The 22,863-nt window shown below is 67.6% G+C and carries 16 protein-coding genes; 6 read left to right on the plus strand and 10 right to left on the minus strand.

Going from position 1 to position 22,863, the window contains the following annotated elements; all coding sequences use genetic code 11:
- Positions 1-15 precede the first annotated feature (15 nt).
- Positions 16-792, plus strand: coding sequence for an RDD family protein (locus OG225_RS34625; RefSeq protein WP_405178988.1), 777 nt, complete (start codon positions 16-18; stop codon positions 790-792).
- Positions 793-818: 26 nt separating this feature from the next.
- Here OG225_RS34625 and OG225_RS34630 read toward each other — a convergent pair whose 3' ends face one another.
- The 6 genes from OG225_RS34630 to OG225_RS34655 form a co-directional block, all read right to left on the minus strand.
- On the minus strand, positions 819-2,114 hold the full coding sequence (locus OG225_RS34630) for a DUF58 domain-containing protein (RefSeq protein WP_405178989.1): 1,296 nt from the start codon (positions 2,112-2,114) through the stop codon (positions 819-821).
- A gap of 2 nt (positions 2,115-2,116) precedes the next feature.
- Entirely contained in the window at positions 2,117-3,100 is a 984-nt protein-coding gene (locus tag OG225_RS34635; protein ID WP_216915307.1) for a MoxR family ATPase, read from the minus strand.
- 46 nt (positions 3,101-3,146) lie between these two features.
- Positions 3,147-4,217 carry a DUF4129 domain-containing protein gene (locus OG225_RS34640; protein ID WP_405178990.1) on the minus strand — a complete coding sequence of 357 codons (1,071 nt, stop codon included), beginning with the start codon at positions 4,215-4,217 and terminating at the stop codon, positions 3,147-3,149.
- Positions 4,214-4,897, minus strand: a complete 684-nt coding sequence (locus OG225_RS34645) for a hypothetical protein (RefSeq protein ID WP_405178991.1) — start codon at positions 4,895-4,897, stop codon at positions 4,214-4,216. Before OG225_RS34645 ends, OG225_RS34640 begins: the two co-directional genes overlap by 4 nt.
- The gene (locus OG225_RS34650) at positions 4,870-6,324 is read right to left on the minus strand and encodes an adenylate/guanylate cyclase domain-containing protein (RefSeq protein ID WP_405178992.1); all 1,455 of its coding nucleotides are present in this window, start codon (positions 6,322-6,324) and stop codon (positions 4,870-4,872) included. The genes OG225_RS34645 and OG225_RS34650 overlap by 28 nt, the downstream gene beginning before the upstream one ends.
- Positions 6,325-6,406: 82 nt before the next feature.
- Positions 6,407-8,125, minus strand: a complete 1,719-nt coding sequence (locus tag OG225_RS34655; RefSeq protein ID WP_405178993.1) for a DUF4407 domain-containing protein — start codon at positions 8,123-8,125, stop codon at positions 6,407-6,409.
- Between the two features lie 1,072 nt (positions 8,126-9,197).
- Between OG225_RS34655 and gltB the strand changes: the two genes are divergently transcribed.
- From gltB to OG225_RS34670, 3 genes are all read left to right on the plus strand, one after another.
- Positions 9,198-13,850, plus strand: a complete 4,653-nt coding sequence (gene gltB, locus OG225_RS34660) for a glutamate synthase large subunit (RefSeq protein ID WP_405178994.1) — start codon at positions 9,198-9,200, stop codon at positions 13,848-13,850.
- A gap of 59 nt (positions 13,851-13,909) precedes the next feature.
- The gene (locus tag OG225_RS34665; protein ID WP_405178995.1) at positions 13,910-15,379 is read left to right on the plus strand and encodes a glutamate synthase subunit beta; all 1,470 of its coding nucleotides are present in this window, start codon (positions 13,910-13,912) and stop codon (positions 15,377-15,379) included.
- Positions 15,380-15,902: 523 nt separating this feature from the next.
- Positions 15,903-16,799, plus strand: a complete 897-nt coding sequence (locus OG225_RS34670; protein WP_405178996.1) for a cutinase family protein — start codon at positions 15,903-15,905, stop codon at positions 16,797-16,799.
- An 80-nt stretch (positions 16,800-16,879) separates the two neighbouring features.
- Here OG225_RS34670 and OG225_RS34675 read toward each other — a convergent pair whose 3' ends face one another.
- Complete coding sequence (locus tag OG225_RS34675; RefSeq protein WP_405178997.1) at positions 16,880-17,221, minus strand: hypothetical protein; 342 nt, start codon at positions 17,219-17,221, stop codon at positions 16,880-16,882.
- Positions 17,222-17,349: 128 nt separating this feature from the next.
- Positions 17,350-17,973 (minus strand): histidine phosphatase family protein, encoded by a 624-nt coding sequence (locus OG225_RS34680; protein WP_405178998.1) that lies wholly within the window; start codon positions 17,971-17,973, stop codon positions 17,350-17,352.
- A gap of 135 nt (positions 17,974-18,108) precedes the next feature.
- Here OG225_RS34680 and OG225_RS34685 point away from each other — a divergent pair, with 135 nt between their 5' ends.
- Complete coding sequence (locus OG225_RS34685; RefSeq protein WP_405178999.1) at positions 18,109-18,687, plus strand: Uma2 family endonuclease; 579 nt, start codon at positions 18,109-18,111, stop codon at positions 18,685-18,687.
- A 115-nt stretch (positions 18,688-18,802) separates the two neighbouring features.
- Here the strand turns inward: OG225_RS34685 and OG225_RS34690 are convergent, their stop codons facing one another.
- Together OG225_RS34690 and lysX are read right to left on the minus strand one after the other, a co-directional pair.
- Positions 18,803-19,024, minus strand: a complete 222-nt coding sequence (locus OG225_RS34690; RefSeq protein WP_357780242.1) for a hypothetical protein — start codon at positions 19,022-19,024, stop codon at positions 18,803-18,805.
- Between the two features lie 115 nt (positions 19,025-19,139).
- Positions 19,140-22,463 (minus strand): bifunctional lysylphosphatidylglycerol synthetase/lysine--tRNA ligase LysX, encoded by a 3,324-nt coding sequence (gene lysX / locus OG225_RS34695; protein WP_405179000.1) that lies wholly within the window; start codon positions 22,461-22,463, stop codon positions 19,140-19,142.
- A gap of 174 nt (positions 22,464-22,637) precedes the next feature.
- On the opposite strand from lysX, the gene OG225_RS34700 reads away from it, so the two are divergent.
- A complete protein-coding gene (locus tag OG225_RS34700) occupies positions 22,638-22,862 on the plus strand; it encodes an RNA-binding S4 domain-containing protein (protein WP_216915281.1) in 225 nt (74 codons plus the stop codon).
- Position 22,863: the final 1 nt, after the last annotated feature.

Raw genomic sequence — 22,863 nt, forward strand, 5'->3', positions numbered from 1 at the left:
AAGAATGTTATCGACATGGCTGAATTCACTACCGGCGAAGCGGTCGCTCTCGAACTGCCGATCGCCCGGATTCCGACGCGTGCCACCGCGTTCATCATCGACGTGTTGATACAACTGGCGCTGTACCTGCTGCTGTTCACACTGATGGCACTGGTTCTGCTTCCGCTCGATCCCGACGAGGCGTGGGTCGACGCGATCACGCTGCTGATCGTGGTCGGCGTGCTCGTCGGCTATCCGGTGGCCTGCGAGACCCTGAGCAGAGGCCGCAGTCTCGGCAAACTCGTACTCGGGCTGCGCGTGGTGCGCGCCGACGGCGGGCCCACCGATTTCCGGCACGCGCTCACCAGGGGACTGGCCGGGGTGATCGTCGATTTCTGGCTGCTCGGCCTTTTCGGCGCGGTCGCGGTCGTCACGTCGATCTGCTCGCGCGACGCCCGCCGCGTCGGCGATGTGCTCGCGGGCACGGTGGTCGTGCACTCCCAGGCGACGCTGCCGTTCCCCGCGTTGGTGACACCGCCGCCCTGGCTCGCGGGCTGGGTGACGAGGCTGGACCTGTCCGGGATCCCCGAGGATCTGGCGCTGGCCGTGCGGCAGTACCTGACTCGGGTCCGCACCCTCACCCCGGAAGCCGAGGCCGCGCTCGGCGGCGCACTGGTCGCGGCGGTCTTCGCGCGGTTGCAGGTGGCCGCGCCCGCGGGATATCCGCCGGTGCAGATCCTTGGCGCGATCGTGGCCGAACGGCAGCGACGGGCACTCACACCGCCCTCGTACGGGCTGGTCCGCACGGGCTGAGGTCGGCGCGGCGGCGATACGGATATTCACATCGTGCCGGACTGCTTCAATTCCAGATATTCGTCGGCCAGCGCCTCGGGCAGACGTTCGGGGGAAGCGGCGACCACCGCGATACCCCTGCGCCGCAACGATTCCTGCACGAGCGCGCGTTCGGCCAGCACCGATTCGGCGGCGGCCGCGCTGTAGAGGTCGTCGAGGGTGTCGCGACGCGAGGCCGCGTCGGCGATCTCGGGATCGGTGACCGAGACGATCAGCACGCGGTGGCGCTGGGCGAGCACGGGAAGTACCGGGAGCAGATTCTCCTCGACCGCGGCGCCGTCCAATGTGGTGAACCAGACCACAAGGCTGCGCCTGCGCGCGCGTTGCAGTGCGGCACGCACCAGTCCCGCGCTATCGGTGTCGACGAGCGCGGGCGTCACCGACGCCAACGCGTGCATCAACTTGAGCTGCAACCGGTTTCCGCCGCCGCCGCGGACTTCGGCGCGGACCTCGCGGTCGTAGGCCAGCAGATCCACCGAATCGCCCCCGGCCGCGGCGAGTCCGCCGAGCAGCAACGCGGCCTCGATACCGGCGTCGAGCCGGGTACCGTCGCCGACCCGGCCCGCGCTGATACGGCCGGTGTCGAGCAGCATGAGCATGTTCCGATTGCGCTCGGGACGCCAGGTGCGCACGAGCACATCGGTCGCGCGGGCGGTCGCGCGCCAATCGATCGCGCGCACATCGTCGCCCGCGACGTATTCGCGGAACGAGTCGAACTCGCTGCCCTGGCCGCGCATGGTCGCGATATTGCGGCCTTCCAGATGTTGCAGGCGTTTCACCTTCGACCGCATCAGTCTTTCGCTGCGGAACGGCGGCAGCGCGCGCACCCTCGCGGGCACCGTGCGACGGGACTGCCTGCCCGCGAGCCCGAGCGGACCGAGAAGTCGCAGCGTGACCGGGCCCGCGACGCGGTCACCGCGATAGGTCGGCGTCACCGTGGTGTGTAGCCGGACCCTGGTGTCGGGGCCCGAATCCAGCCGGTGCTCGCGATGTCCGGCGCGGGCGCTGTCGGGCCAGTCGTCCCACAGGTAGCCGCGCGCGGTCCTGCGACCGGTGTTCACCACCGTCAACTCGACCTCGGCGGTCCGACCGAGCCTGACCACCGTGAGCGGATCCCTCGACACCGTGAGATCGCTCGCCCGCGCGACCGAGCCCATATCGAAGAGCACCGCCGCGGCGAGCAGACCGGTCACGATGACGACCCCGGCCCAGCTGTGCCACGCGGCAGCGACCACGACCACACCGACCGCCGCTGTGGCGGCCAGCCGCCCCGTCACAACCACGGCTACACCGGAACCGGGACCGCGAGCAGCAGCGACGACATGACACCTTCGGTGGTCACCCCGTCCAGTTCGGCCTCCGGCTTCAGGTGCAGCCGGTGCCGCAGCACCGTCGTCGCCACGAATTTCACGTCGTCGGGGGTGACGAATCCACGCCCGTTCAACCAGGCCAGGGCACGCGAGGCGGCCATCAGGGCGGTCGCGCCTCGGGTCGAAGCGCCGTGCTGGACGGCGGGGGAGCTGCGGGTGGCCCGGCAGATGTCGACCGTGTACGCGAGAACTTCCGGGCTGATCGCCACTTGGGCGACCGCGGCCCTGCCCGCGGTGATGTGAGCGGGCGTGGCGACCGGGCGCAGACCCGCCGCCGCGAGATCGCGCGGATCGAATCCGGCGGCATGGCGTTGCAGGATGCGGAATTCGTCGTCGCGGTCGGGCAATTGGATGTCGACCTTGAACAGGAAGCGGTCGAGCTGGGCTTCCGGAAGCGGATAGGTGCCTTCCTGTTCGATCGGGTTCTGCGTGGCGATCACCACGAACGGATCAGGCAGCGCGCGCGGCTGTCCGTCGACCGAGACCTGGCGCTCCTCCATCGATTCCAGCAGCGCGGACTGGGTCTTCGGTGGGGTGCGGTTGATTTCGTCGGCCAGCAGCAGATTGGTGAAGACCGGGCCCTTCCTGAAGGTGAATTCGGCCGAATGCGGGTCGTAGATCTGCGAACCCGTCACGTCGCCCGGCATCAGGTCGGGGGTGAACTGCACGCGCGCGTGTTCCAGATCCAGTGCCGCCGCCAACGCGCGCACCAACAGCGTCTTCGCGACGCCGGGCACACCTTCGAGCAGTACGTGGCCACGGCACAGCAGCGCCAGCACCAGGTACATGACCGCGCTGTCGTTGCCGACCACCGCTTTGCCGATCTCGACGCGTAACGCGCCGAAGGCCGCGCCCGCCTCTTCCGCGGTCGGGGTGCGGGTGATGTCGGTCTGGGTCATTCGGCCCTCCTGTATGTCCCGTACGGTGCGTGCGTATTCCTCGGTGTCATCCCTGGGCCTCGATCCATTCCAGTTGTGCGGCAACCAGTCGCATGGCGCTCGCGTCGGCCACCGGGCCGTAGAGCGCGGTGCCGATCAGGGTCGGGTCGACGCCGGTGCGAGCGGCGATGGCGGCGATCACCTCGTCGGGCACGGCGTCGGTGCCGATACCGAGGGAAGGTCGGATCCGCCGCAGCGTGGCCGCGCGCAGTTTCGCCGCGACGAATTCGACATCCTTCGATTTCCGGTACAGCGCGGCCTGGCCCGCCAGCAGTTCGTTGGCCGCGACCTCGACCGGGCGCGGTTCACCGACCAGCGCGCCGCGCCTGCGTGCGCGCCACGCCACCAGGACGGCCGCCGCGATCAGCAATTGCAGTCCGCCGAAGGCGATCGGCGCGGGCAAACGATCGAAGATCGAGTCGCGTCCCGACCCGAAATCCGGCCGGTCGTAATCGGTGTCGGGCGGTGGGGGCGGCGGGAAATCCGGTGCCTGCGGCGGTTTCGGCGCGACCGGCGCGCTCAACGCCTGGATCAGCGCCCACCCCAGCAGTATCAGCGCGATCGCACCGATTACTGCGGCCCAGAACTTGGGGTTGCGCAGCAGCGCGGGCAGCGGCGGCAGCGACCGTTTGGTGCGTTCGACGGTGTCGGTGACGACCTTGTCGACCGGTTCGGCGACGGGAGGCGGCGCGGATTCGGAGAACCTGTCGGCGTATTCGAGCCTGCGGTACTCGTCCTCGGTCGCGCGCCGACCTCCGTAGACGACCTCGTCGAAACTGCGCGCGGTCGGCTGGAGTTCGGCGGTCAGATCCTGCGGCAGGGCGGTGGAGACGTCGTCCACCGTTTCGTCGGCGGTCCGTGAACGCCGGACCTCGAGTACGCCGCCCTGTTCCAGGCCGCGCAGCATGGCACGGAAACGCTCGCGCAGCGCGCGGTCGTAGTCCCGGTGCGCGGCGGCATGGTCGGCGGCGGCCCGGTGCTCGGCCGCCGCGCCGAGTCGCGGTGTCCGCGGCGCCTGCCCCGTCGGGTCGTCCGCCGGACCCTGTTCCTTGCGCAGCAGATCGGGCCGGTCGTTCATCGCCGCCTCGGTATCCGGATGTCGAGACCCTCCCTGCGGCAGCGCAGATCGATGTAGCAGAGCACGCGCGAACTCGCCTCGACGATCTCGCCGAAGGCGACCAGCAGTAGCACCGCCGAGGTGAGCAGGACGATGACCGGCCAGCGATGGGTTCCGGTGAACTCGGTGAGGAACAACGGGATTCCGAGCAGTGGAACGGCGACGAGGGCGAACAGCGCCCGCTGCGTCATCCACAGACCCGCCAGCGACCATTCCGATCCCGCGGCCAGCACTTTCGCGTGCCGCACGGCGTCCGCGTGACCGGCCCCGGCCAGTATCTCCGGCACCGCGACGAAACGTTTGCCACGCAGTCTGCCCAGCCACGGCAGCGCGATCGGCGCGGTGACGATCAGCAGCGAGCAGACCACGATCACCGAAACCCCGACCAGGGTGAACAGCAGTTGGAACACCAGCAGCGGCAGCGCCCGGATCCGGAACTGTCGCACCGCCTCGCGCGCTCCGACGCGCACCCCGGACAGGGCCGACCATCCGATCGCGGTGGTGACCCCGCGCAGGAAATAGCGCAGCAGCCACGCGCAGACCGCGGTGGACAGTACCGCCGACCACCAGGTGGCGGCATCGGAGCCGTCGGTGAGGTCGGAGAAACTCGCGGTCAGCGTGACGACGACGATTTCGGCCACGAGCAATCCGGCCAGGCCGAGTCCACCCAGCGTCGTGATATTCGCCTGGATGAGCGCGAACGGCATATCCAGCAGTTCGCGGAAGAGGAAAGGGCGTATGGGCACCGTCGTTCCAGGCGACCCTGGTACCGGATCTGTTCCCGCCCCGACGGCACCCGCCTCGGTGGCAGGTGACACGCGGCCGAGTCTAGAGCGTGTCCGGCCGATTGGTGGACTATCCCATTCGCGCGGCCCGGTCCCGCGAGCGCGGCGCGATCCGGCGCACCGGCCGCACTACCTGCGCCGGTCCAGGGCGCCGGTGTCAGCGGGGGCGGGCCAGTCGGGTCGCGGTGACGCATCCGCGCAGGGTGACGAATTCGCCGAGTTGCCACTTCCGCGATTCGACGGGGTCTGCGGCGGCGACGGAGTCCGCGGCGGCCAGGACCAGGCCGTCCTCCTGTTTGGCGAGTTCGCACCAGGCGCGCGGCCTCGTTGACCGGATCGCCGATGACGGTGAACTCGTAGCGCTGGTGCGCCCCGACATTGCCCGCGACCACCCGCCCGGAACTGGTGCCGATGGCCGCGGTGAAATCGGAGGTCTCGGCGAGTCTGGCCGCGATGGCGCGCGCGCAGGCGAGGGCCGATCCGGGCCCGTCCGGCAGCGGCGCGGGCGTTCCGAACAGGCACAGCGCGGCGTCGCCCTCGAATTTGTTGACCAGCCCGCCGTGCCGTTCCACCTCCTCGACCACGATGCCGAAGAAGTGATTCAGCATCTCGACGATCTCGGTGGCCGGGCGGGTGGCGGCCATCCGGGTCGAACCGATGATGTCGATGAACAGCGCGGCGGCCTCGGTCTCCACGCCGCCGAGCACCGGTTCGGCGGCGAGCGCGGCGTCGGCGACGTCCTGTCCGACGTGTTTGCCGAACAGATCCCTGATCTGCTCGCGTTCGCGCAGACCGGTCACCATCCGGTTGAAACCGCTCTGGAGCTCGCCGAGTTCGGTGCCGTCGAAGACGGTGACCTCGCTGTCGAGATCGCCGTTCTCCACCCGTCGCAGCGCGGTGCGCACCCCGCGGATCGGCGCGATCGTCGCCGACAGGGTCTGGGTCATCAACAGCAGTCCGAATACCAGGGTGGCCCCGCCGAGCGCGAGTACGCAGATCGCCAGTCGGGCGGTGGACACCTCGTCGGTGGTCAACGCCAGGATCGCGAGCACCATTGTGCCCGCGACCGGAACGGCGGAACCGACGAACCACACCAGCAGCAAGCGCGCGAACACGCCGATGCCACGTCGTCGCCGCGATTGTTCGGCCTCCAGCACCCGGGCGGTCACCGGTCGCAACGCGAATTCGATGACCAGGTAGCTGCTGGCGCACACCACGATCGCGCTGAAACTGATGCCGAAGGCGATCTTGGGGATGAGTTTGGGATCGGCGAGGCCGTACACCGTGCGACGGTCCGCGCATTTTCGGCGCGACCACCAGGGCTCCCGGCCCGCGCTGTCGCACGTATCACGCAAGCGCGCCGGTTCAGCGCCCCGGCGGGAGCTCTCGCGGGCCGCGCCCGCCGGTGAGTTCGGATCGGCGACCGGCGGCGAGTTCGTGGTCGCGGCCGCCCGATGACAGGTCGTATCCCCCGGCCGACGCCGAGGACAGTGCGGAGTAGCGCGGATCGCGCGGCGTCGAGTAGTCCGCGTCGACCACCGTCGCGGCGACCTGTCCCGCGTGCCCGGCGCCCGACGAGCCGAGTGCGTAGCCGTCCGGCGCGTACTCCTGGGTGTCGACGGTGACCTTTCGGGTGCGACGCAGCGTGAAGGTGATCTCCTCGGCTTCCTCGAACACCTGCCGCACCGTGCGCAGCGGATGGGTCGCGGTGTCGATCGCGTCGGCGACGAACGCGGGCACCAGCGGGCGGATCCAGCGCGCGGCGGTATCGGTGAACGGCACCTGACCGATGATCGGGAGTTCGAGACCGCCCTTGGGCGCCCTGACCTCGGGGACGGGCGCGGTCGCCCGCGCGAGCGTGCTCGCGGTCACGGGGGTGGGCGGATTCGGTGTCACGATGTCCTCCTCGGTCGCGGTGCTGTCGTGGCCTGCGGGAAGTTCGGTCCTGCGTGCTCTGTCACCGAGGCGTCCGGGTTCGGAGATACCGAGTTCCAGACCGCCGAAGGCGGCGATGATCCTGGTGCGCTGGCGTTCGCGGTCGATGGCGGTGTCGGCCTCGACGGCCAGCCGTGTCGCGGTGAGTTCCTGCTCGGCCCGCAGCGTTTCGGCCTCGGCGCGCACCCGCGCCCGTTCCAGCGCGATGGCGGCGTCGGCGTCGAATTCTGCCTGTTCCTTGACCGTGCGGTAGGCGGCACGCCGATCGAGCGAGGTCTGACCACGCCACCACCGCAGGATCAGCGGCAGCAGGGCGAGCAGGACGAAGGCCGCGAGGGTGAGTATCCGCAGCGCGAGCGCGCCCGCCGCGGATGAGGTGTGGTCGTTCATGGCCTGCCAGCGCGCGCCGAGGCCGCGATCGGCGTCGGCGAAGGCGGCGGAATCGGCCGCGGTGACGGCCCTGTCCGCCTCGGTGACGCGCACGTCGGCCGCGTCGACCCGGCCCTGTGCCGCGGTGAGCCGGGTTCGCGCGTCCTCCAGCATGGCGTTGGCGGTCGCCGCCTCGGGGCCGAGGCCGGGGACGCCGGTGATGCGGGTCTGCGGGCATTGCGCGCTCGGATTGAATTCGCACCGCGCGATGACGAGCGCCTGGTCGATATCGGCCTGCGCGGTGATGACCGCCCGGCCGAGTGCGGCGCGCTCGGCGCGCTCGGATTCGGATTCGGCGCGGGCGGCGACCACGGCGGGAGCCGCGTCGACCCCGCGTTGCGCGCGTTCGTCGAGCAGGCGGTCGATCGTGCCGCCGAACAGCACGGTGCAGGCGAGTTCGGCGATCAGCGCGCCGGATACGGCGGCGACGGCGATGCGGGCGAGGAGGCCGGGCCGGTCGGCGGCGCTCGCGGGTCGACGGGTGGCCAGTGCGCGTCCCACGGTGCCTGCGAGCAGCGCGGCGATCACGGCGAGCGTGACGGTCCCGAAGGCGGGCCGATCGCTCGCCTCGGTCAGCGCGAGCGCGGTGACCAGCCCGGTGACGGTGGCGAACAGGATGACGGCGGTACCGGTGACGGCATAACTCGCCCGCTCGTGGCCTTCGGTGATGTCCTCGGGCCGACCCCCGCCGAGCCGGGTGAAGATACCGGTGACGGTCATGGGGATCTCACATCCTCTATGTCCAGGCAGGGCGGTGTGCTTGGCGAAACTGTCACGGATTCGTTGTCACAGCGTGACAGGCGTCGGCCCGACACACCGAGCAGGCGCCGCCGGATGTGGCCAGGTTCACAGATCATCGCGCGAACCCGCACTTCGGCGGGCGGATCGTCATCGTGCCCGGGCCCCGCGTGCCTGGTCCGGAGGGGTCCGGGGCCTCCACCGAGGGGGGCGTCGATGGCCCGCGCGCGCTCGGCGGAGCCCTCGCCCGTGGCACGGCGCGCGGTGGTGCGGATCGTGTGTCGAATGACACCAAATTTGTTAGCTGAAAGTGTGCTAAAAACCACAAACGACGAAAGAACCCGGACGGTCGGATCAAGTCGTGTGCTTGTCATGCCCGCTGTCGGCGATATCTCACCTACCTACCGGTGAGTTAGCCGCGACCGGGGGGTTTGCCTTCCCGCGGCCGGGGGAAATCCAGTTCGACGCAGGTGAGGAGCAGTTCTCGCCGGCTACTGCGCGCCGGTCGAAGACGATCTCCGCGAGGATACTGATCGCCTGGCACTCGGTGTCAGGGGATCGATCCCAGTGCATTCACTGCTTTACACTGGACAACGCGCACAAGTGGAGGACGGAAAGAATTGGCCCTGATAGACCGGGTTATTAGTACGACCTAAGTTGGTTGGGCCCCGGACCTGACTTATCGTTTGCTCTTACGCCGAACACAAAAATGGTCGGCACCATCGCCCGCTCAGGGCTCACCAAGCAGGTGCCCAGAGTAGCGGGCGAACACCCGCGCGGAAGTAAGGAACACGTAAGGGTTCCGTTACCTCCGAGCACCCACCATGTAACACCCAGCGGGTGAACAACTGGAGACGTGACTGCACCCGGCGGTGCGAACACTCAGGCTCGAAAGGGGAGCTTGCGCAACCACGCAGAGCCTGGGAGCACCGCAGATCCGACACGAGACCATCAGCGCGGCTGGTTTCCGGGACGTACGGGCGCAGTCTTTACGTAGGCGTTCGAACGAAAGGCCGTTTTTTCTTCGAAGGCCGACTTTCTTGAAGGCAGAGGCATGACGCAACTTCCTGGCCACAGGTCACCTGGACCCATCGGGCTCTACGACCCGGCGAACGAACACGACGCCTGCGGCGTCGCTTTCGTCGTCGACATGCACGGTCGCCGCAGCCGTGACATCGTCGACAAGGCTATTACGGCTCTGTTGAACCTGGAGCACCGCGGTGCCGCGGGCGCCGAACCGAATTCCGGTGACGGCGCTGGCATCCTGCTCCAGATTCCCGACCGCTTCTTCCGCGCGATCGTGGATTTCGAGTTGCCCCCCGAGGGGTCCTACGCGTCGGGTATCGCATTCCTGCCGCAGGCCCGCCGCGAGGCCGCCCGTGCCGCGTACGGCGTCGAGAAGATCGTCAAAGAAGAGGGCCTCGAAGTTCTCGGTTGGCGCGAGGTGCCGATCGACGAATCGTCGCTGGGCGCGCTCGCCCGTGACGCCATGCCGACCTTCCGGCAGATCTTCGTCGCCTCGCCCCGCGGCGGTTCCGAGCAACTCTCCGGCATGGACCTGGAGCGTCGCGCCTACGTCGTGCGCAAGCGCGTCGAGCACGAACTCGGCAAGGCGGGCCCCGGCGAGGGCACGGTCGGCAAGGAGTCGGTGTACTTCCCCAGCCTGTCCGGCCAGACCTTCGTCTACAAGGGCATGTTCACCACGCCCCAGCTGCGCGCGTTCTACCTCGACCTGCAGGACGGCCGGATCGAATCCGCCCTCGGCATCGTGCACTCGCGCTTCTCCACCAACACCTTCCCGTCCTGGCCGCTGGCGCACCCGTTCCGCCGGGTGGCGCACAACGGTGAGATCAACACCGTCACCGGTAACGAGAACTGGATGCGGGCCCGCGAGGCGCTGCTGCGCTCGGATGTCTTCGGCATCGACGAGGCGGGTAACAACCGCCTCCAGAAGATCTTTCCCGTCTGTACGCCCGGGGCGAGCGATACCGCGCGCTTCGACGAGGTGCTCGAACTGCTGCACCTCGGCGGCCGCAGCTTGCCCCACTCGGTCCTGATGATGATTCCCGAGGCATGGGAACGCAACGAGACCATGGACGCGCAGCGCCGTGCGTTCTACCGCTACCACTCGATGGTGATGGAGCCGTGGGACGGCCCGGCGTCGGTGTGCTTCTCCGACGGCAATGTCGTCGGCGCGGTGCTCGACCGCAACGGTCTGCGCCCGAGCCGCATCTGGGTCACCGACGACGGTCTCGTCGTCATGGCCTCCGAGGTCGGCGTCCTCGACATCGACCCGGCCAAGGTGGTCAAGAAGGTCCGGTTGCAGCCGGGCCGCATGTTCCTTGTCGACACCTCGCAGGGCCGCATCGTCGGCGACGAGGAACTCAAGTCGCAGCTGGCAGCCGAGCACCCCTACCAGGAGTGGCTCGACGCCGGTGTCACCAAACTGGCCGATCTGCCCGATCGCCCGCACGAGCACATGTCGCACGACCGGGTGCTGATCCGCCAGCAGATCTTCGGGTACACCAACGAGGAACTCGGCCTGCTGATCTCGCCGATGGCCAAGACCGGCGGCGAGGCGCTCGGCTCGATGGGCACCGACACCCCGATCGCCGTGCTCTCGTCGCGGCCGCGTCTGCTGTTCGACTACTTCTCCCAGCTCTTCGCACAGGTCACCAATCCGCCGTTGGACGCGATCCGCGAGGAAGTGGTCACCAGCCTGCGTCGCGCGCTCGGGCCGGAATCGGACCTGTTGCATCCGAGCGCGGATTCCTGCAAGCAGATCACCATCCCGCAGCCGATCCTGGACAACGACGAACTGGCCAAACTCGTCCACATCAACGACGACGGCTCGCATCCGGGCCTGCGCTCGGTGGTCGTGCGCGGCCTGTACCCGGTGAAGGAGGGCGGCAAGGGCTTACGCAGGGCATTGGAGGCCATCAACATCCAGATCTCGGCCGCCATCGACGGCGGCGCGCGGATCATCGTGCTGTCCGACCGCGAGTCCAACGAGAAGCTGGCGCCGATCCCGTCGCTGCTGCTGACCTCGTCGGTGCACCACCACCTGGTGCGCGAGCGGACCCGCACCATGGTCGGCCTGGTCGTGGAGGCCGGTGACGCCCGCGAGGTGCACCACATGGCCATGCTTGTCGGCTTCGGCGCGGCCGCGATCAACCCGTACATGGCCTTCGAGACCATCGAGGACATGATCGAGCGCGGCGCACTCGATATGCCGGGCAGCACCGGCGATCAGGCCGCCGACTTCCGCACCGCGGTCTACAACTACAACAAGGCCGCGAGCAAGGGCGTGCTGAAGGTGATGTCCAAGATGGGCATCTCCACTATCGCCTCCTACACCGGCGCGCAGCTCTACCAGGTGATCGGCTTGTCGCAGAACCTGGTGGACGAGTACTTCACCGGCCTGCGCTCGCATCTGGACGGCATCGGTCTCGACGAGATCGCCGCCGATGTCGCCGCGCGGCACCGGATCGCCTTCCTGGAGAACCGCAACGAGCGCGCGCACCGCGAACTCGAGGTCGGTGGCGAATACCAGTGGCGTCGCGAGGGCGAGTACCACCTGTTCAACCCCGACACCGTCTTCAAGTTGCAGCACGCGACCCGCACCGGCCAGTACTCGATCTTCAAGGAGTACACCAAGATGGTCGACGACCAGTCCGAGCGGCTGGCCTCGTTGCGCGGTCTGTTCAAGTTCAAATCCGGTGAGCGCGCGTCGATCTCGATCGACGAGGTCGAGTCCGCCGAGGCCATCGTGAAACGTTTCTCCACCGGTGCGATGAGCTACGGCTCCATCTCGGCGGAAGCGCACGAGACCCTGGCCATCGCGATGAACCGCCTCGGCGGACGCTCGAACTCCGGTGAGGGTGGCGAACATCCGGCCCGCTTCGAGGTCGAGGAGAACGGCGACTGGCGTCGTTCGGCGATCAAGCAGGTGGCCTCGGGCCGCTTCGGCGTGACCGCGCACTACCTGACCAACTGCACCGATATCCAGATCAAGATGGCCCAGGGCGCCAAGCCGGGCGAGGGCGGTCAGCTGCCCGCGCACAAGGTGTACCCGTGGGTGGCCGAGGTACGGCATTCGACGCCGGGCGTCGGCCTGATCTCGCCGCCGCCGCACCACGACATCTACTCGATCGAGGATCTGGCGCAGCTGATCCACGATCTGAAGAACGCGAACCCGCAGGCGCGGATTCACGTGAAACTCGTCGCCGAGCCCGGTGTCGGCACCGTCGCGGCCGGCGTCTCCAAGGCGCACGCCGACGTGGTGCTGATCTCGGGTCACGACGGCGGCACCGGCGCCTCGCCGCTGACCTCCCTCAAGCACGCGGGCGGTCCTTGGGAACTCGGCCTCGCCGAGACCCAGCAGACGTTGCTGCTCAACGGACTTCGCGACCGCATCGTCGTCCAGGTGGACGGTCAGATGAAGACCGGTCGCGACGTGATGATCGCCGCGCTGCTCGGTGCCGAGGAATACGGTTTCGCCACCGCGCCGCTGGTGGTCTCGGGCTGCATCATGATGCGGGTCTGCCACCTCGACACCTGCCCCGTCGGTGTCGCGACGCAGAATCCGGTGCTGCGCGAACGTTTCACCGGCAAGCCGGAATTCGTCGAGAACTTCATGATGTTCATCGCCGAAGAGGTCAGGGAACTGCTGGCGCAGCTGGGCTTCCGCACGCTGGACGAGGCCATCGGCCGGGTCGACCTGCTCGACACCGCCAAGGCCAAGGAGCATTGGAAGGCCAGCAAGCTGAACCTGTCGCCGATCCTGGACAACGTCGAGACGGCGTTCATGTACCAGGACCGTCGCTGCACCAAGACCCAGGACCACGGTCTGGACAAGGCGCTGGATCAGCAGCTGATCGCACAGAGCCGCGACGCTCTGGAGCGTGGCGCGGCCGTCAAGTTCGAGACCAAGATCACGAACGTGAACCGCACGGTCGGCACCATGCTCGGCCACGAGGTGACCAAGCTCTACGGTGGCGCGGGCCTGCCCGACGACACCATCGACATCACCTTCACCGGTTCGGCGGGTAACAGCTTCGGCGCCTTCGTGCCCGCGGGCATCACGCTGCGGGTCAACGGTGACGCGAACGACTATGTCGGCAAGGGTCTTTCGGGCGGCCACCTGGTGGTCCGGCCGTCGCTGAACGCACCGGCGGAGTTCGCGGCCGACGAGAACATCATCGCGGGCAACGTGATCCTGTTCGGCGCGACCAACGGCCGCGCGTTCATCAGCGGCATCGTCGGCGAGCGTTTCGCGGTACGCAACTCGGGCGCCGTCGCGGTGGTCGAGGGCGTAGGCGATCACGGCTGCGAGTACATGACCGGTGGCCGCGTCGTCATCCTCGGTGAGACCGGGCGCAACTTCGGCGCGGGCATGTCCGGCGGTCTGGCCTTCGTCTACGACCCGAACGGCACCTTCGTCGACCGGGTCAATCCGGAGCAGAGCGACGCGGTCGAACAGCTCTCCGGTGACGATTTCACCTGGTTGCGCGACATCATCACCCAGCATCGCGACGAGACGGGTTCGGCCGTGGCCGAACGCATCCTGAGCGACTGGTCGCAGCAGGTCAATCACTTCGTGAAGGTCATGCCGCGCGAATACAAGAAGGTTCTGCTCGCCATCTCCGAAGCGGAGAAGGCGGGGAAAGACGTGGACGAGGCGATCATGGAGGCCGCTCGTGGCTGACGTGAGGCGCGTCCGAGAGATTTGTTCGATGTCGAGAGGCGAGAAGACGGAGGCCGCTCGTGGCTGACCCGCAGGGATTTCTGAAGCACACATCGCGGGAACTGCCGACACGCCGTCCGGTTCCGCTGCGTCTGATGGACTGGAAAGAGGTCTACGAGGAGGGTTTCGAACACAAGACCCTCCAGCGTCAGGCCAGCCGCTGCATGGATTGCGGTATCCCGTTCTGTCACAACGGTTGTCCGCTGGGCAACCTCATCCCGGAGTGGAACGACCTGGTCTACCGGGGACAGTGGCGCGACGGCATCGACCGTCTGCACGCGACGAACAACTTCCCGGAATTCACCGGCAGGCTGTGCCCCGCGCCGTGCGAGGCGTCCTGCGTGCTCGGGATCAACCAGGATCCGGTGACCATCAAGCAGGTCGAGGTCGAACTCATCGAGAACGCCTTCGACGAGGGCTGGGTCTCCCCGGTGTACCCGACCCGGATCACCGGCAAGAAGGTGGCCGTCGTCGGTTCCGGTCCGGCGGGTATGGCCGCCGCGCAGCAGCTCACCCGTGCGGGTCATACCGTGACGGTTTTCGAGCGTGCCGATCGCATCGGCGGTCTGCTGCGCTACGGCATTCCGGAATTCAAGATGGAGAAGCGTTTCATCGACCGCCGGATGGCGCAGATGGAGGCCGAGGGCACCATCTTCAAGACCGGCGTGAACGTCGGTGTCGATATCACCGCCGAACAACTGCGTGAGCGGTTCGACGCGGTCGTGCTCTCCGGCGGCGCCACCCTGGCCCGTGATCTGCCGATCCCGGGCCGTGAACTCGACGGCATCCACCAGGCGATGGAATTCCTGCCGTGGGCCAACCGGGTGCAGCTCGGTGACGATGTGGCCGATGCCGACGGCCTGCCGCCGGTACATGCCAACGGCAAGAAGGTCATCATCATCGGTGGCGGCGACACCGGAGCGGACTGCCTCGGCACCTCGCACCGCCAGGGCGCGGCGTCGATCCACCAGTTCGAGATCATGCCGCGTCCGCCGGAGGAGCGTGCCTCCTCGACCCCGTGGCCGACCTACCCGCTCATGTACCGGGTCGCCTCGGCGCACGAGGAGGGCGGCGAACGGCTGTTCTCGGTGAACACCGAACGTTTCGTCGGAGCGGACGGCAAGGTCACCGGCCTGGAAGCGCACGAGGTCAAGATGGTCAACGGCCGTTTCGAGAAGGTCGACGGCACCGAATTCACCCTGGAGGCGGATCTGGTGCTGCTGGCCATGGGCTTCGTCGGACCCGAGAAGCGGGGTCTGCTCGAGGATCTCGGCGTCGGCTACGACCAGCGTGGCAATGTCCAGCGCGACAAGAGCTGGTCGACCAATGTGCCCGGCGTCTTCGTCGCCGGTGACATGGGTCGCGGCCAGTCGCTGATCGTGTGGGCCATCGCCGAAGGTCGCGCCGCCGCGGCCGCGGTGGACAACTACCTGGAGGGTGAGACCGCGCTGCCCTCGCCGATCACCCCGACGATGGTCGCCCAGCGCTGACCCTCGCCACTCGACGGCGCCCGTGGACCCGGTCCGCGGGCGCCGTTCGCGTCCGAGGGGTGCCCATTCCATCGTGGAAATCGATAGCTGTCGATTTATCGAAATAGCAGATCAAGATCGTGACTTCGCGTCACGGATACCCGAATGTGATCGGAATCGCTCGCTATAACGGACATTTCACGAGCCCCTCGATTCCGTCGGCCGTCGGTGTTCCGTCGTGCGTCGCCGGTGTGGAAGTCGATCTCGCACAGCATCGCTCGTCACCGATGGGACCGGTCGGACGGTTTCCGACGGGAATCGGACACGTCGGCGAGTTCGAATGGCGTCGCCGCCGCCGTGCCTCTATTGTTATCAGCGATGCGCTACGTGGCTGGTGGGATGTAGTTCGGGCGTGCATCTCATATCGGCGGACCACTTCAGTTAACCCGTTGTGCACTGAAATGACATTCGTCGAGATCAGCATGGTTAGCGCAAACACACTTGTCGGGGTTGCCCGTAGGGGCGAAGTTCGAACTGGAGCAGAATGCGCTTGAAGAGGGTTGTCGCGGCCGTCGGTGCGTCGGTATCGATTGCGTCCGGCCTGGTAATCGGCAGTGGTTCCGCCGTCGCGGACAGTTGCCCCAGTCTCTATGTGGTCGCCATTCCCGGTACCTGGGAGACCGGCCACGACAAGACGCCGCAGCCGGGCATGCTGGCCGGTGTCACCAGGGGGCTGCCGTCCTCGGTCGACGTCGACTACGTCACCTACGCGGCCACCGCCTTCCCGTGGGAGGGCGATGTCTACGGCGCTTCCAAGAAGGAAGCGACCGACGGCGCGCGCGGGCTGGTCACGGCTATGGCACAGCGCTGCGGCGCCACCCAGATCGCCCTGGTCGGATACAGCCAGGGCGCCGATGCCGCCGGTGATCTCGCCGCCGAGATCGGCACCGGCGTCGGCACCGTTCGCCCGGAACGCATCTCCGGCGTGGGCCTGATCTCCGATCCGCGCCGTTCGCCCACCGACATCCAGATCGGCCCGCCCGCACCCGGTGCGGGCGCGGGCGGTGCGCGGGTCGGCGGATTCGGCTTCGTCAGCGACCGCACCCGGACCATCTGCGCGGCCGAAGACCTCTACTGCGCCACCGCCACCGAGGATTTCGTCACCAGGTTTGCCGGATTCCTCGCCCAGAGTTCGGATGCCAACCCCGCCAACATCTGGCGCTACCAGCTCGAGGCCGGGGCCATCATCAACGATCTGATGTCGCACGGCGGGATGCCCGCCCTCGGTTCGCAGCTCACCGACGCCGCGAACGAGCAGCGGGCCAAGGATCTCGAGCGTTTCTACCGGTCGCAGGCCCACACGGTCTACGGCAGCTACAACGTCGGCGGCGGCCAGACCGCCACCAGTTGGATGCGCAACTGGATCGCCGGAATGGCCTGATCACCGCCACTCCCCGCACCCAGCGGAAGGGCCCACCTCCATGTCGGAGGTGGGCCCTTCTGTCGTCCGGGAACTCGTTGTCAGCCGGCCGAACCCGTCGGCAGGCTCGGCGGCAGGAAGAAGTTGGGCGGGCCGTCCGGACCGCGGTGGTCGCCGGGGTGATCACCGGGATGGTGGAACCGCACCCGCGGGCCGTCGTGGTCGCCGCGATGCGGGCGGTCGGCGATCTCGCCACCTACCGCGTCGGCGGGCCCGACCGTGACGTCGGCGGTGGGTTCCGGAGCCTCGGCGGAGGCGGTGGACTCTAGAGCCTCGGCGGAGGCGGTGGCGGCGAGAGCTCCGATCGGTACGGCGGCCAGTGCGCCTGCCACGGCGACCTGGGCGAAGCGGCGCCGGAATGTTGACGATGTCGTGGAGAGCAACGAAATTCCTTTCCTACGGAACGTGAGTCGCGGTGCGGCGGCTCACGGATTCCATCGAAGATTCCGTCGCTGGGATCGCGGTGCGATCCACCTGGCAATCACCTGTGTATCGGCGAATGCTCCCCGGCTCACCCGCGCTGTCGGGCGTCGATGTTGCGGGGCAGCAGATCCCAGACGTGCCCGTTCTCGTTGACGGTCGCGGCCGTGCGTCGACCGGTGCGCGAGAACAGGATCCGGGTGATCGACCCGTAGTCGATCGGGAAGGTCAGCGGGCGCGCGAGCCCGAGAACGTCCTGGAGCAGGACATTGATCACACCCCCGTGCGCGAAGGCCACCACGGTATCGGCGGGATCGGTGGCCGCGGCGATCTCGGTGACCGCGTCGCGAACCCGCGAGATGAAAGCGGGCCCGTCGATCTGTTCGGGCAGGAATCCGGCCTTGATCCGCTCGTATACCGCCTGGAATTCCAGTTTGGCGTCCTCGATCGGGACGTACGAGGGCAGATCCCGATCGTATTCGGCCAGATCATGGACGATTCCGACGTCCAGCCCCAGTTTCGCCGCCGTCGGTTCGGCGGTCTCGCGCGCCCGCCGCTGCGGACTGCTCAGCACCCGCGCGACCCGATGCCTGCTCAACGCGGCGGGTACCCGCCGCGCCTGCTCCCACCCGATCTCCGACAATTCGGGATCGGCGGGGCCGTCGGCGCTCGTGGTCCGACGCGGCTGGGCATGGCGAACGAGAATCAACTGCACCCCCGACACTCTGCCGCATCCCCGAGCGACCGCCACAGCAGGCATCGGCTACCCGGATCGGTCCCGACGCTCGGCAGAGAACGAGACCGGTCGAACACTTCCGATGGGATCTGTGCTGTTGACATACTCGACGCTATGACCGTCGAGCCGTTTCCGCAGTGGCTTCGACCGCCACCCGGCGGGTTCGTCGCCGAGGATCTAGATCGCCTGCCCGACCTGCCGCCGCACACCGAATTGATCGACGGGAGCCTCGTCTTCGTGAGTCCGCAGGCGGAGTTCCGCATGCTCGCCATCTCCCTGTTGGAGAACGCGCTGCGCCGTTGGGCACCGGAGGCGATGCGGGTGCGGCGGGAGATGACGGTGACCCTCGGGCGCGATCAACGACCCGAGCCGGATGTTCTGGTTCTTCGCGCCGGCGCTGTCGGCGATCCGCAGCGAACATTTTTCACCGCCGAAGACGTGTTGCTGGTGGTCGAGGTGGTCTCCCCCGAATCGCGAACCAGAGATCGCGAGCGCAAACCGCAGTTGTACGCACGTGCCGGGATCGCTCATTTCTGGCGCGTCGAAAATGCCGACGGCCGTCCGGTGGTCTATGTCTACGAGCGCGACCCGGCCACGAGTGTGTACGCGCTCACCGGAATTCACCACGATCGGCTCGAATCGAGTGTGCCCTTCGCCATGGAAATCGATCTGACCGGTATCGATCGACTCTAGGTCCCAGGCCGAACAGCCTGCCCGATGCGCACACCATCTCCGATCTGCGGCGGGTGGGCGAATCGACGGCCGGGATCGCGGAGGCGTCGGGACCGTCGAATCGGGCGTGCGTCGGTCAGTTCTTCTTGCGCTTGGTGAAGTAGACGATGCCGACGATGATCGCGACGACGACGAGCACGCAGCAGATGACGCCGATCAGTCCGCCCTTGCTGCTCTTTTTCTTCTTCTTGGCGGCGAGGTCGAGCGCGGTGTTGAAAGTGTCGGACGCCCAGATGTCCGGGCTCGCCCATACCGAGTGATCCAGCAGGCTCGCGTTGGTCAGCAGATCGAGATACATGTATTCCCCATTCCGAAGTGTCGGCTTCCTCCCGGTACCGAATCACCAAGGTTATCGGGCTGTGACGTTCCGCGTTAACCGATCGGCCATGAATCCCTCATCTCGAGAACCTTGTTCAGCGCGGTTTCACGAGTGGGAACGGCAGGGTCTCGCGGATGCTGCGGCCGGTGATCAGCATGACGATCCGGTCGACGCCCATGCCGAGTCCGCCGGTGGGCGGCATCGCGTGTTCGAGCGCCTGGAGGAAATCCTCATCGAGTTCCATGGCCTCCGGGTCGCCATTGGCGGCGAGCGTCGACTGTTCGGTGAGCCTGCGCCGCTGTTCGACCGGATCGGTGAGTTCGCTGTAGGCGGTGCCCAACTCGACGCCCCACGCGACCAGATCCCAGCGTTCGGCGACACCGGGGATGCTGCGATGCGCGCGGGTGAGCGGGGAGACCGAGGTGGGGAAGTCGATGTAGAAGGTCGGCGCCTCGGTGCGCGATTCGACCAGGTGCTCGTACATCTCCAGCACCACCTGCCCGGCGTCCCACCCGTGCTGGTAGGTGACCTCGGCCTGGTCGCACAGTGCGCGCAGTTCGGGAAGTTCGGTCCGCGGGGTGATCTCGGTGCCGATGGCTTCGGAGACCGCGCCGTGCACCGTCTTCACCGCCCACTCGCCGGAGATGTCGACCTCGTCGAAGTCGCCGTCGTCGTTGGGGCGCAGGGCCACCACGGCGCCGTTGGCGGCCAGCGCCGCGTTCTGGATGAGCGTGCGGCAGGTGTGCATCATCCGCTCGTAGTCGCTGTGCGCCTCGTAGGCCTCGAGGATGGTGAACTCGGGGTTGTGGCTGAAGTCGACGCCCTCGTTGCGGAAGGTCCGGCCGAGTTCGAACACCTTCTCCATCCCGCCGACGCAGAGCCGTTTGAGATACAGCTCGGGGGCGATACGCAGATACAGGTCGAGATCGTAGGCGTTGATGTGGGTGATGAAGGGAGTCGCGTTGGCGCCGCCGTGCACCTGTTGCAGGATCGGCGTCTCGACCTCCAGATAACCCCAGGTGTTGAGCGAATCCCGCAGTGAGCGGACCACCGAGCTGCGTTTGGCCAGCACCACCCGTGCCTCCGGGTTGATCGCCATGTCGACATAGCGCTGGCGGACCTTGGCCTCGGGGTCGGCCAGGCCCTTCCACTTGTCGGGCAGCGGGTGCAGGCATTTGCCGTTCATCCGCCAGTCCGCCGCGAGCAGCGAAAGCTCGCCGTTGCGGCTGAGCCCGATCTGACCGCTGACCTCGATGAGGTCGCCGAGGTCGAAATACTCGCCGAATTCCGCGCTGCGTTCGGCGCCGACCCGGTCCCGGTCGATGACCAGCTGGATATCGTCGGTCCAGTCGCGCACCACCGCGAAGATGACGCCGCCGTAGTCGCGGATGCGGAGCAGCCTGCCGCATACGCGGACGGTGGTGCCGCGCGGTGACTGCCGCGCCGCCGCGACGGTATGGGTCGGGGGATAGGCGACCGGGTAGGGATCGACGCCCGCCTCGGTCATCCTGTCGAGTTTGTCCATGCGCACCCGCACCTGTTCGGGGCGGCGCGGGAGCTGTTCGGCCAGTTCGGTTTCCGGTAGGTCCGGTGGGGTGCCGTCGGCGTGCAGCCCGGTGACGGTATCCGGTACCGCGCGACGCACTCCGGTGTGCACCGTCGTCTCGGGATCCTTGCCGAGACGCGGCAGGAACCCCTCGGCGAGCCCACAGGCCGTCGCGACGCGCGGCAACTGCCTGCGTTCTTCGAAAAGGAAGAAACGCGGCACCCAGTTCGGCTGGTATTTCACATTGGATCGGTACAGCGCTTCCAGCTGCCACCAGCGCGAGAAGAACAGCAGCACACCGCGCCACATCCGCAGGACCGGCCCGGCGCCGATACGCCCGCCTTCTTCGAAGACCGAGCGGAACACAGCGAAATTCAGCGAGACCCTGGTGATGCCGAACTGTTCGGAGTTCAGCGCGAGCTGGGAGATCATCAGCTCCATCACGCCGTTCGGACTCTGCGGATCGCGCCGCATCAACTCCAGCGACGCGCCGGTCCGGCCCCACGGCACCAGCGACAACACGGCCAACGGCCGGTCCTGACCGTTCACCGCCTCCACCAGCAGACAGTCGCCGTCGAGCGGGTCACCGAGCCTGCCGAGGGCCATCGAGAAACCACGTTCGGTCTCGGTGTCACGCCACGCGTCCGCCCTGGCCATGATGTGGGTGAACTGTTCGGCGGTGATATCGCGATGCCGTCTGATCCGCACGGTGATGCCGTGTTTGCGTAGTCGGTTGGCCGCCTGGCGCACCTGTTTCATCTCCGGCCCGGCCAGCGAGAAATGCCTGGTGTCGAGGATGGCCTCGTCGCCGAGGCGCAGCGCGGACAGTCCGGCCCTGCGGTAGGCCTGCGCGCCGAATTCGCTCGCGCCCATCACCGCGGGCGCCCACCCGAATTGGTCGGCCAGCCGCAGCCAGGCGTCGATCGCCTGCGGCCACACCTCGCGCAGGCCGATGGGGTCGCCGCTGGCGAGACAGACGCCCAATTCGACGCGGTAGGTGATGGCAGCCTTGCCGTTGGGTGCGAAGACCACCGCCTTGTCGCGGCGGGTCGCGAAGTAGCCGAGGGAATCCTCGACATCGGAACGTTCGAGCAGCCCGCGAATGGCGGATTCGTCGATACCCGTCATCGCGTTCTCGGCGCGCTGGGAGCGCAGCAGCACCACGACCGCGGCGATCAGGGCGATCGCGCCGAGCAGGCCGAGCAGGAAGTTGACGAAGGGCCGGGGATGGCCGTCGAAATGCTCGTTCTCGACCAGGATCGCTGCGGTCACCCGGTAGACCGCCCACCCCGGCCGCTGCCACCCGCTGGGTAGCGTTCCGGGGAACAGTTCGACGAGGCCCCAGCCGAGCAGGCAGCCGATGGCGAGTCCGCCGATCAGGACGCCGAGCGCTTTCCAGCCCGCCCCGCGTCTGACCTTGGTGTAGAACTCGGGCCACGCCGCGATCAGCACCCCGATCACCGCGAGTTGCACCAGCATCGCGATCAGCGCGTCGATATTGCCCTCGCCCGCGAACAGCAGCGCGTTGGACAGCACGTACACGGCGAGGTAGCCGACGAGCAACCACCAGGCGATCCGCTTGCGGCTGGCCAGCGCGCCTGCGAGCAGGCCGACGAGCAAGGCCCACATCAGGTTCGTGTCGGGCGCGTCGAAGTAGTAGTCGTCGATGTAGCGCCGCGGTACCTGGGTCAGGTACCGCAATCCGGGCGACAGGCTCCACAGCAGGCAGATGGTCGCGAACATTCCGAGCACCAGTCCCGCGATGTGCGGGACCTCGGAAAGCCTGCCGTGGCCCCGGTGCGGGACCGGCGGCGTCGGTCTGGCTCGCTCGGGTTCGGTGTCCGCACGATGACCGGCTTGCGTGGTAGTCACATAACCAGTGTGTACGGTGCCGTGCCCTCAGTGCTTCAAGGCACCCGTGATGTCGCGTCGCGTGCCGGATCGGCGTGCCGAGGCGGTGTCCGCTATGTCGGATTATCCGAGTCCGTCGCACCGTCCACGGGGGTTGGCTCACCCCGTGAATACCGGGCGGGTAAGGATATATCCATGTCAGATGCAGTCGATGTGCCGATCGATGACGACGTTATTCGGCTCGGGCAGTTCCTGAAACTGGCCAACTTGATCGACTCCGGCGCCGAAGCCAAGACCGTGATCGCCTCGGGCCTCGTGCGAGTCAACGACGAGGTGGAACTGCGCCGCGGTCGGCAGCTACAGGCGGGCGATATCGTCGTCCTGGCCGGGCACCGGGTCCGGGTGGCGCCGAGTCGGTGAG

The organism is Nocardia sp. NBC_01377, assembly GCF_045040005.1.
GTDB classification, from domain to species: Bacteria; Actinomycetota; Actinomycetes; order Mycobacteriales; family Mycobacteriaceae; genus Nocardia; species Nocardia noduli.

What these genes read in the sequence shown, in the direction of transcription:
- OG225_RS34655 (WP_405178993.1), bottom strand. Translation starts at nt 8,125, where the DNA reads ATGACCGTCACCGGTATCTTCACCCGGCTCGGCGGGGGTCGGCCCGAG.
- OG225_RS34635 (WP_216915307.1), bottom strand. Translation starts at nt 3,100, where the DNA reads ATGACCCAGACCGACATCACCCGCACCCCGACCGCGGAAGAGGCGGGC.
- OG225_RS34690 (WP_357780242.1), bottom strand. Translation starts at nt 19,024, where the DNA reads ATGTATCTCGATCTGCTGACCAACGCGAGCCTGCTGGATCACTCGGTA.
- OG225_RS34700 (WP_216915281.1), top strand. Translation starts at nt 22,638, where the DNA reads ATGTCAGATGCAGTCGATGTGCCGATCGATGACGACGTTATTCGGCTC.
- OG225_RS34685 (WP_405178999.1), top strand. Translation starts at nt 18,109, where the DNA reads ATGACCGTCGAGCCGTTTCCGCAGTGGCTTCGACCGCCACCCGGCGGG.
- gltB (WP_405178994.1), top strand. Translation starts at nt 9,198, where the DNA reads ATGACGCAACTTCCTGGCCACAGGTCACCTGGACCCATCGGGCTCTAC.
- OG225_RS34625 (WP_405178988.1), top strand. Translation starts at nt 16, where the DNA reads ATGGCTGAATTCACTACCGGCGAAGCGGTCGCTCTCGAACTGCCGATC.
- OG225_RS34670 (WP_405178996.1), top strand. Translation starts at nt 15,903, where the DNA reads ATGCGCTTGAAGAGGGTTGTCGCGGCCGTCGGTGCGTCGGTATCGATT.
- OG225_RS34640 (WP_405178990.1), bottom strand. Translation starts at nt 4,217, where the DNA reads ATGAACGACCGGCCCGATCTGCTGCGCAAGGAACAGGGTCCGGCGGAC.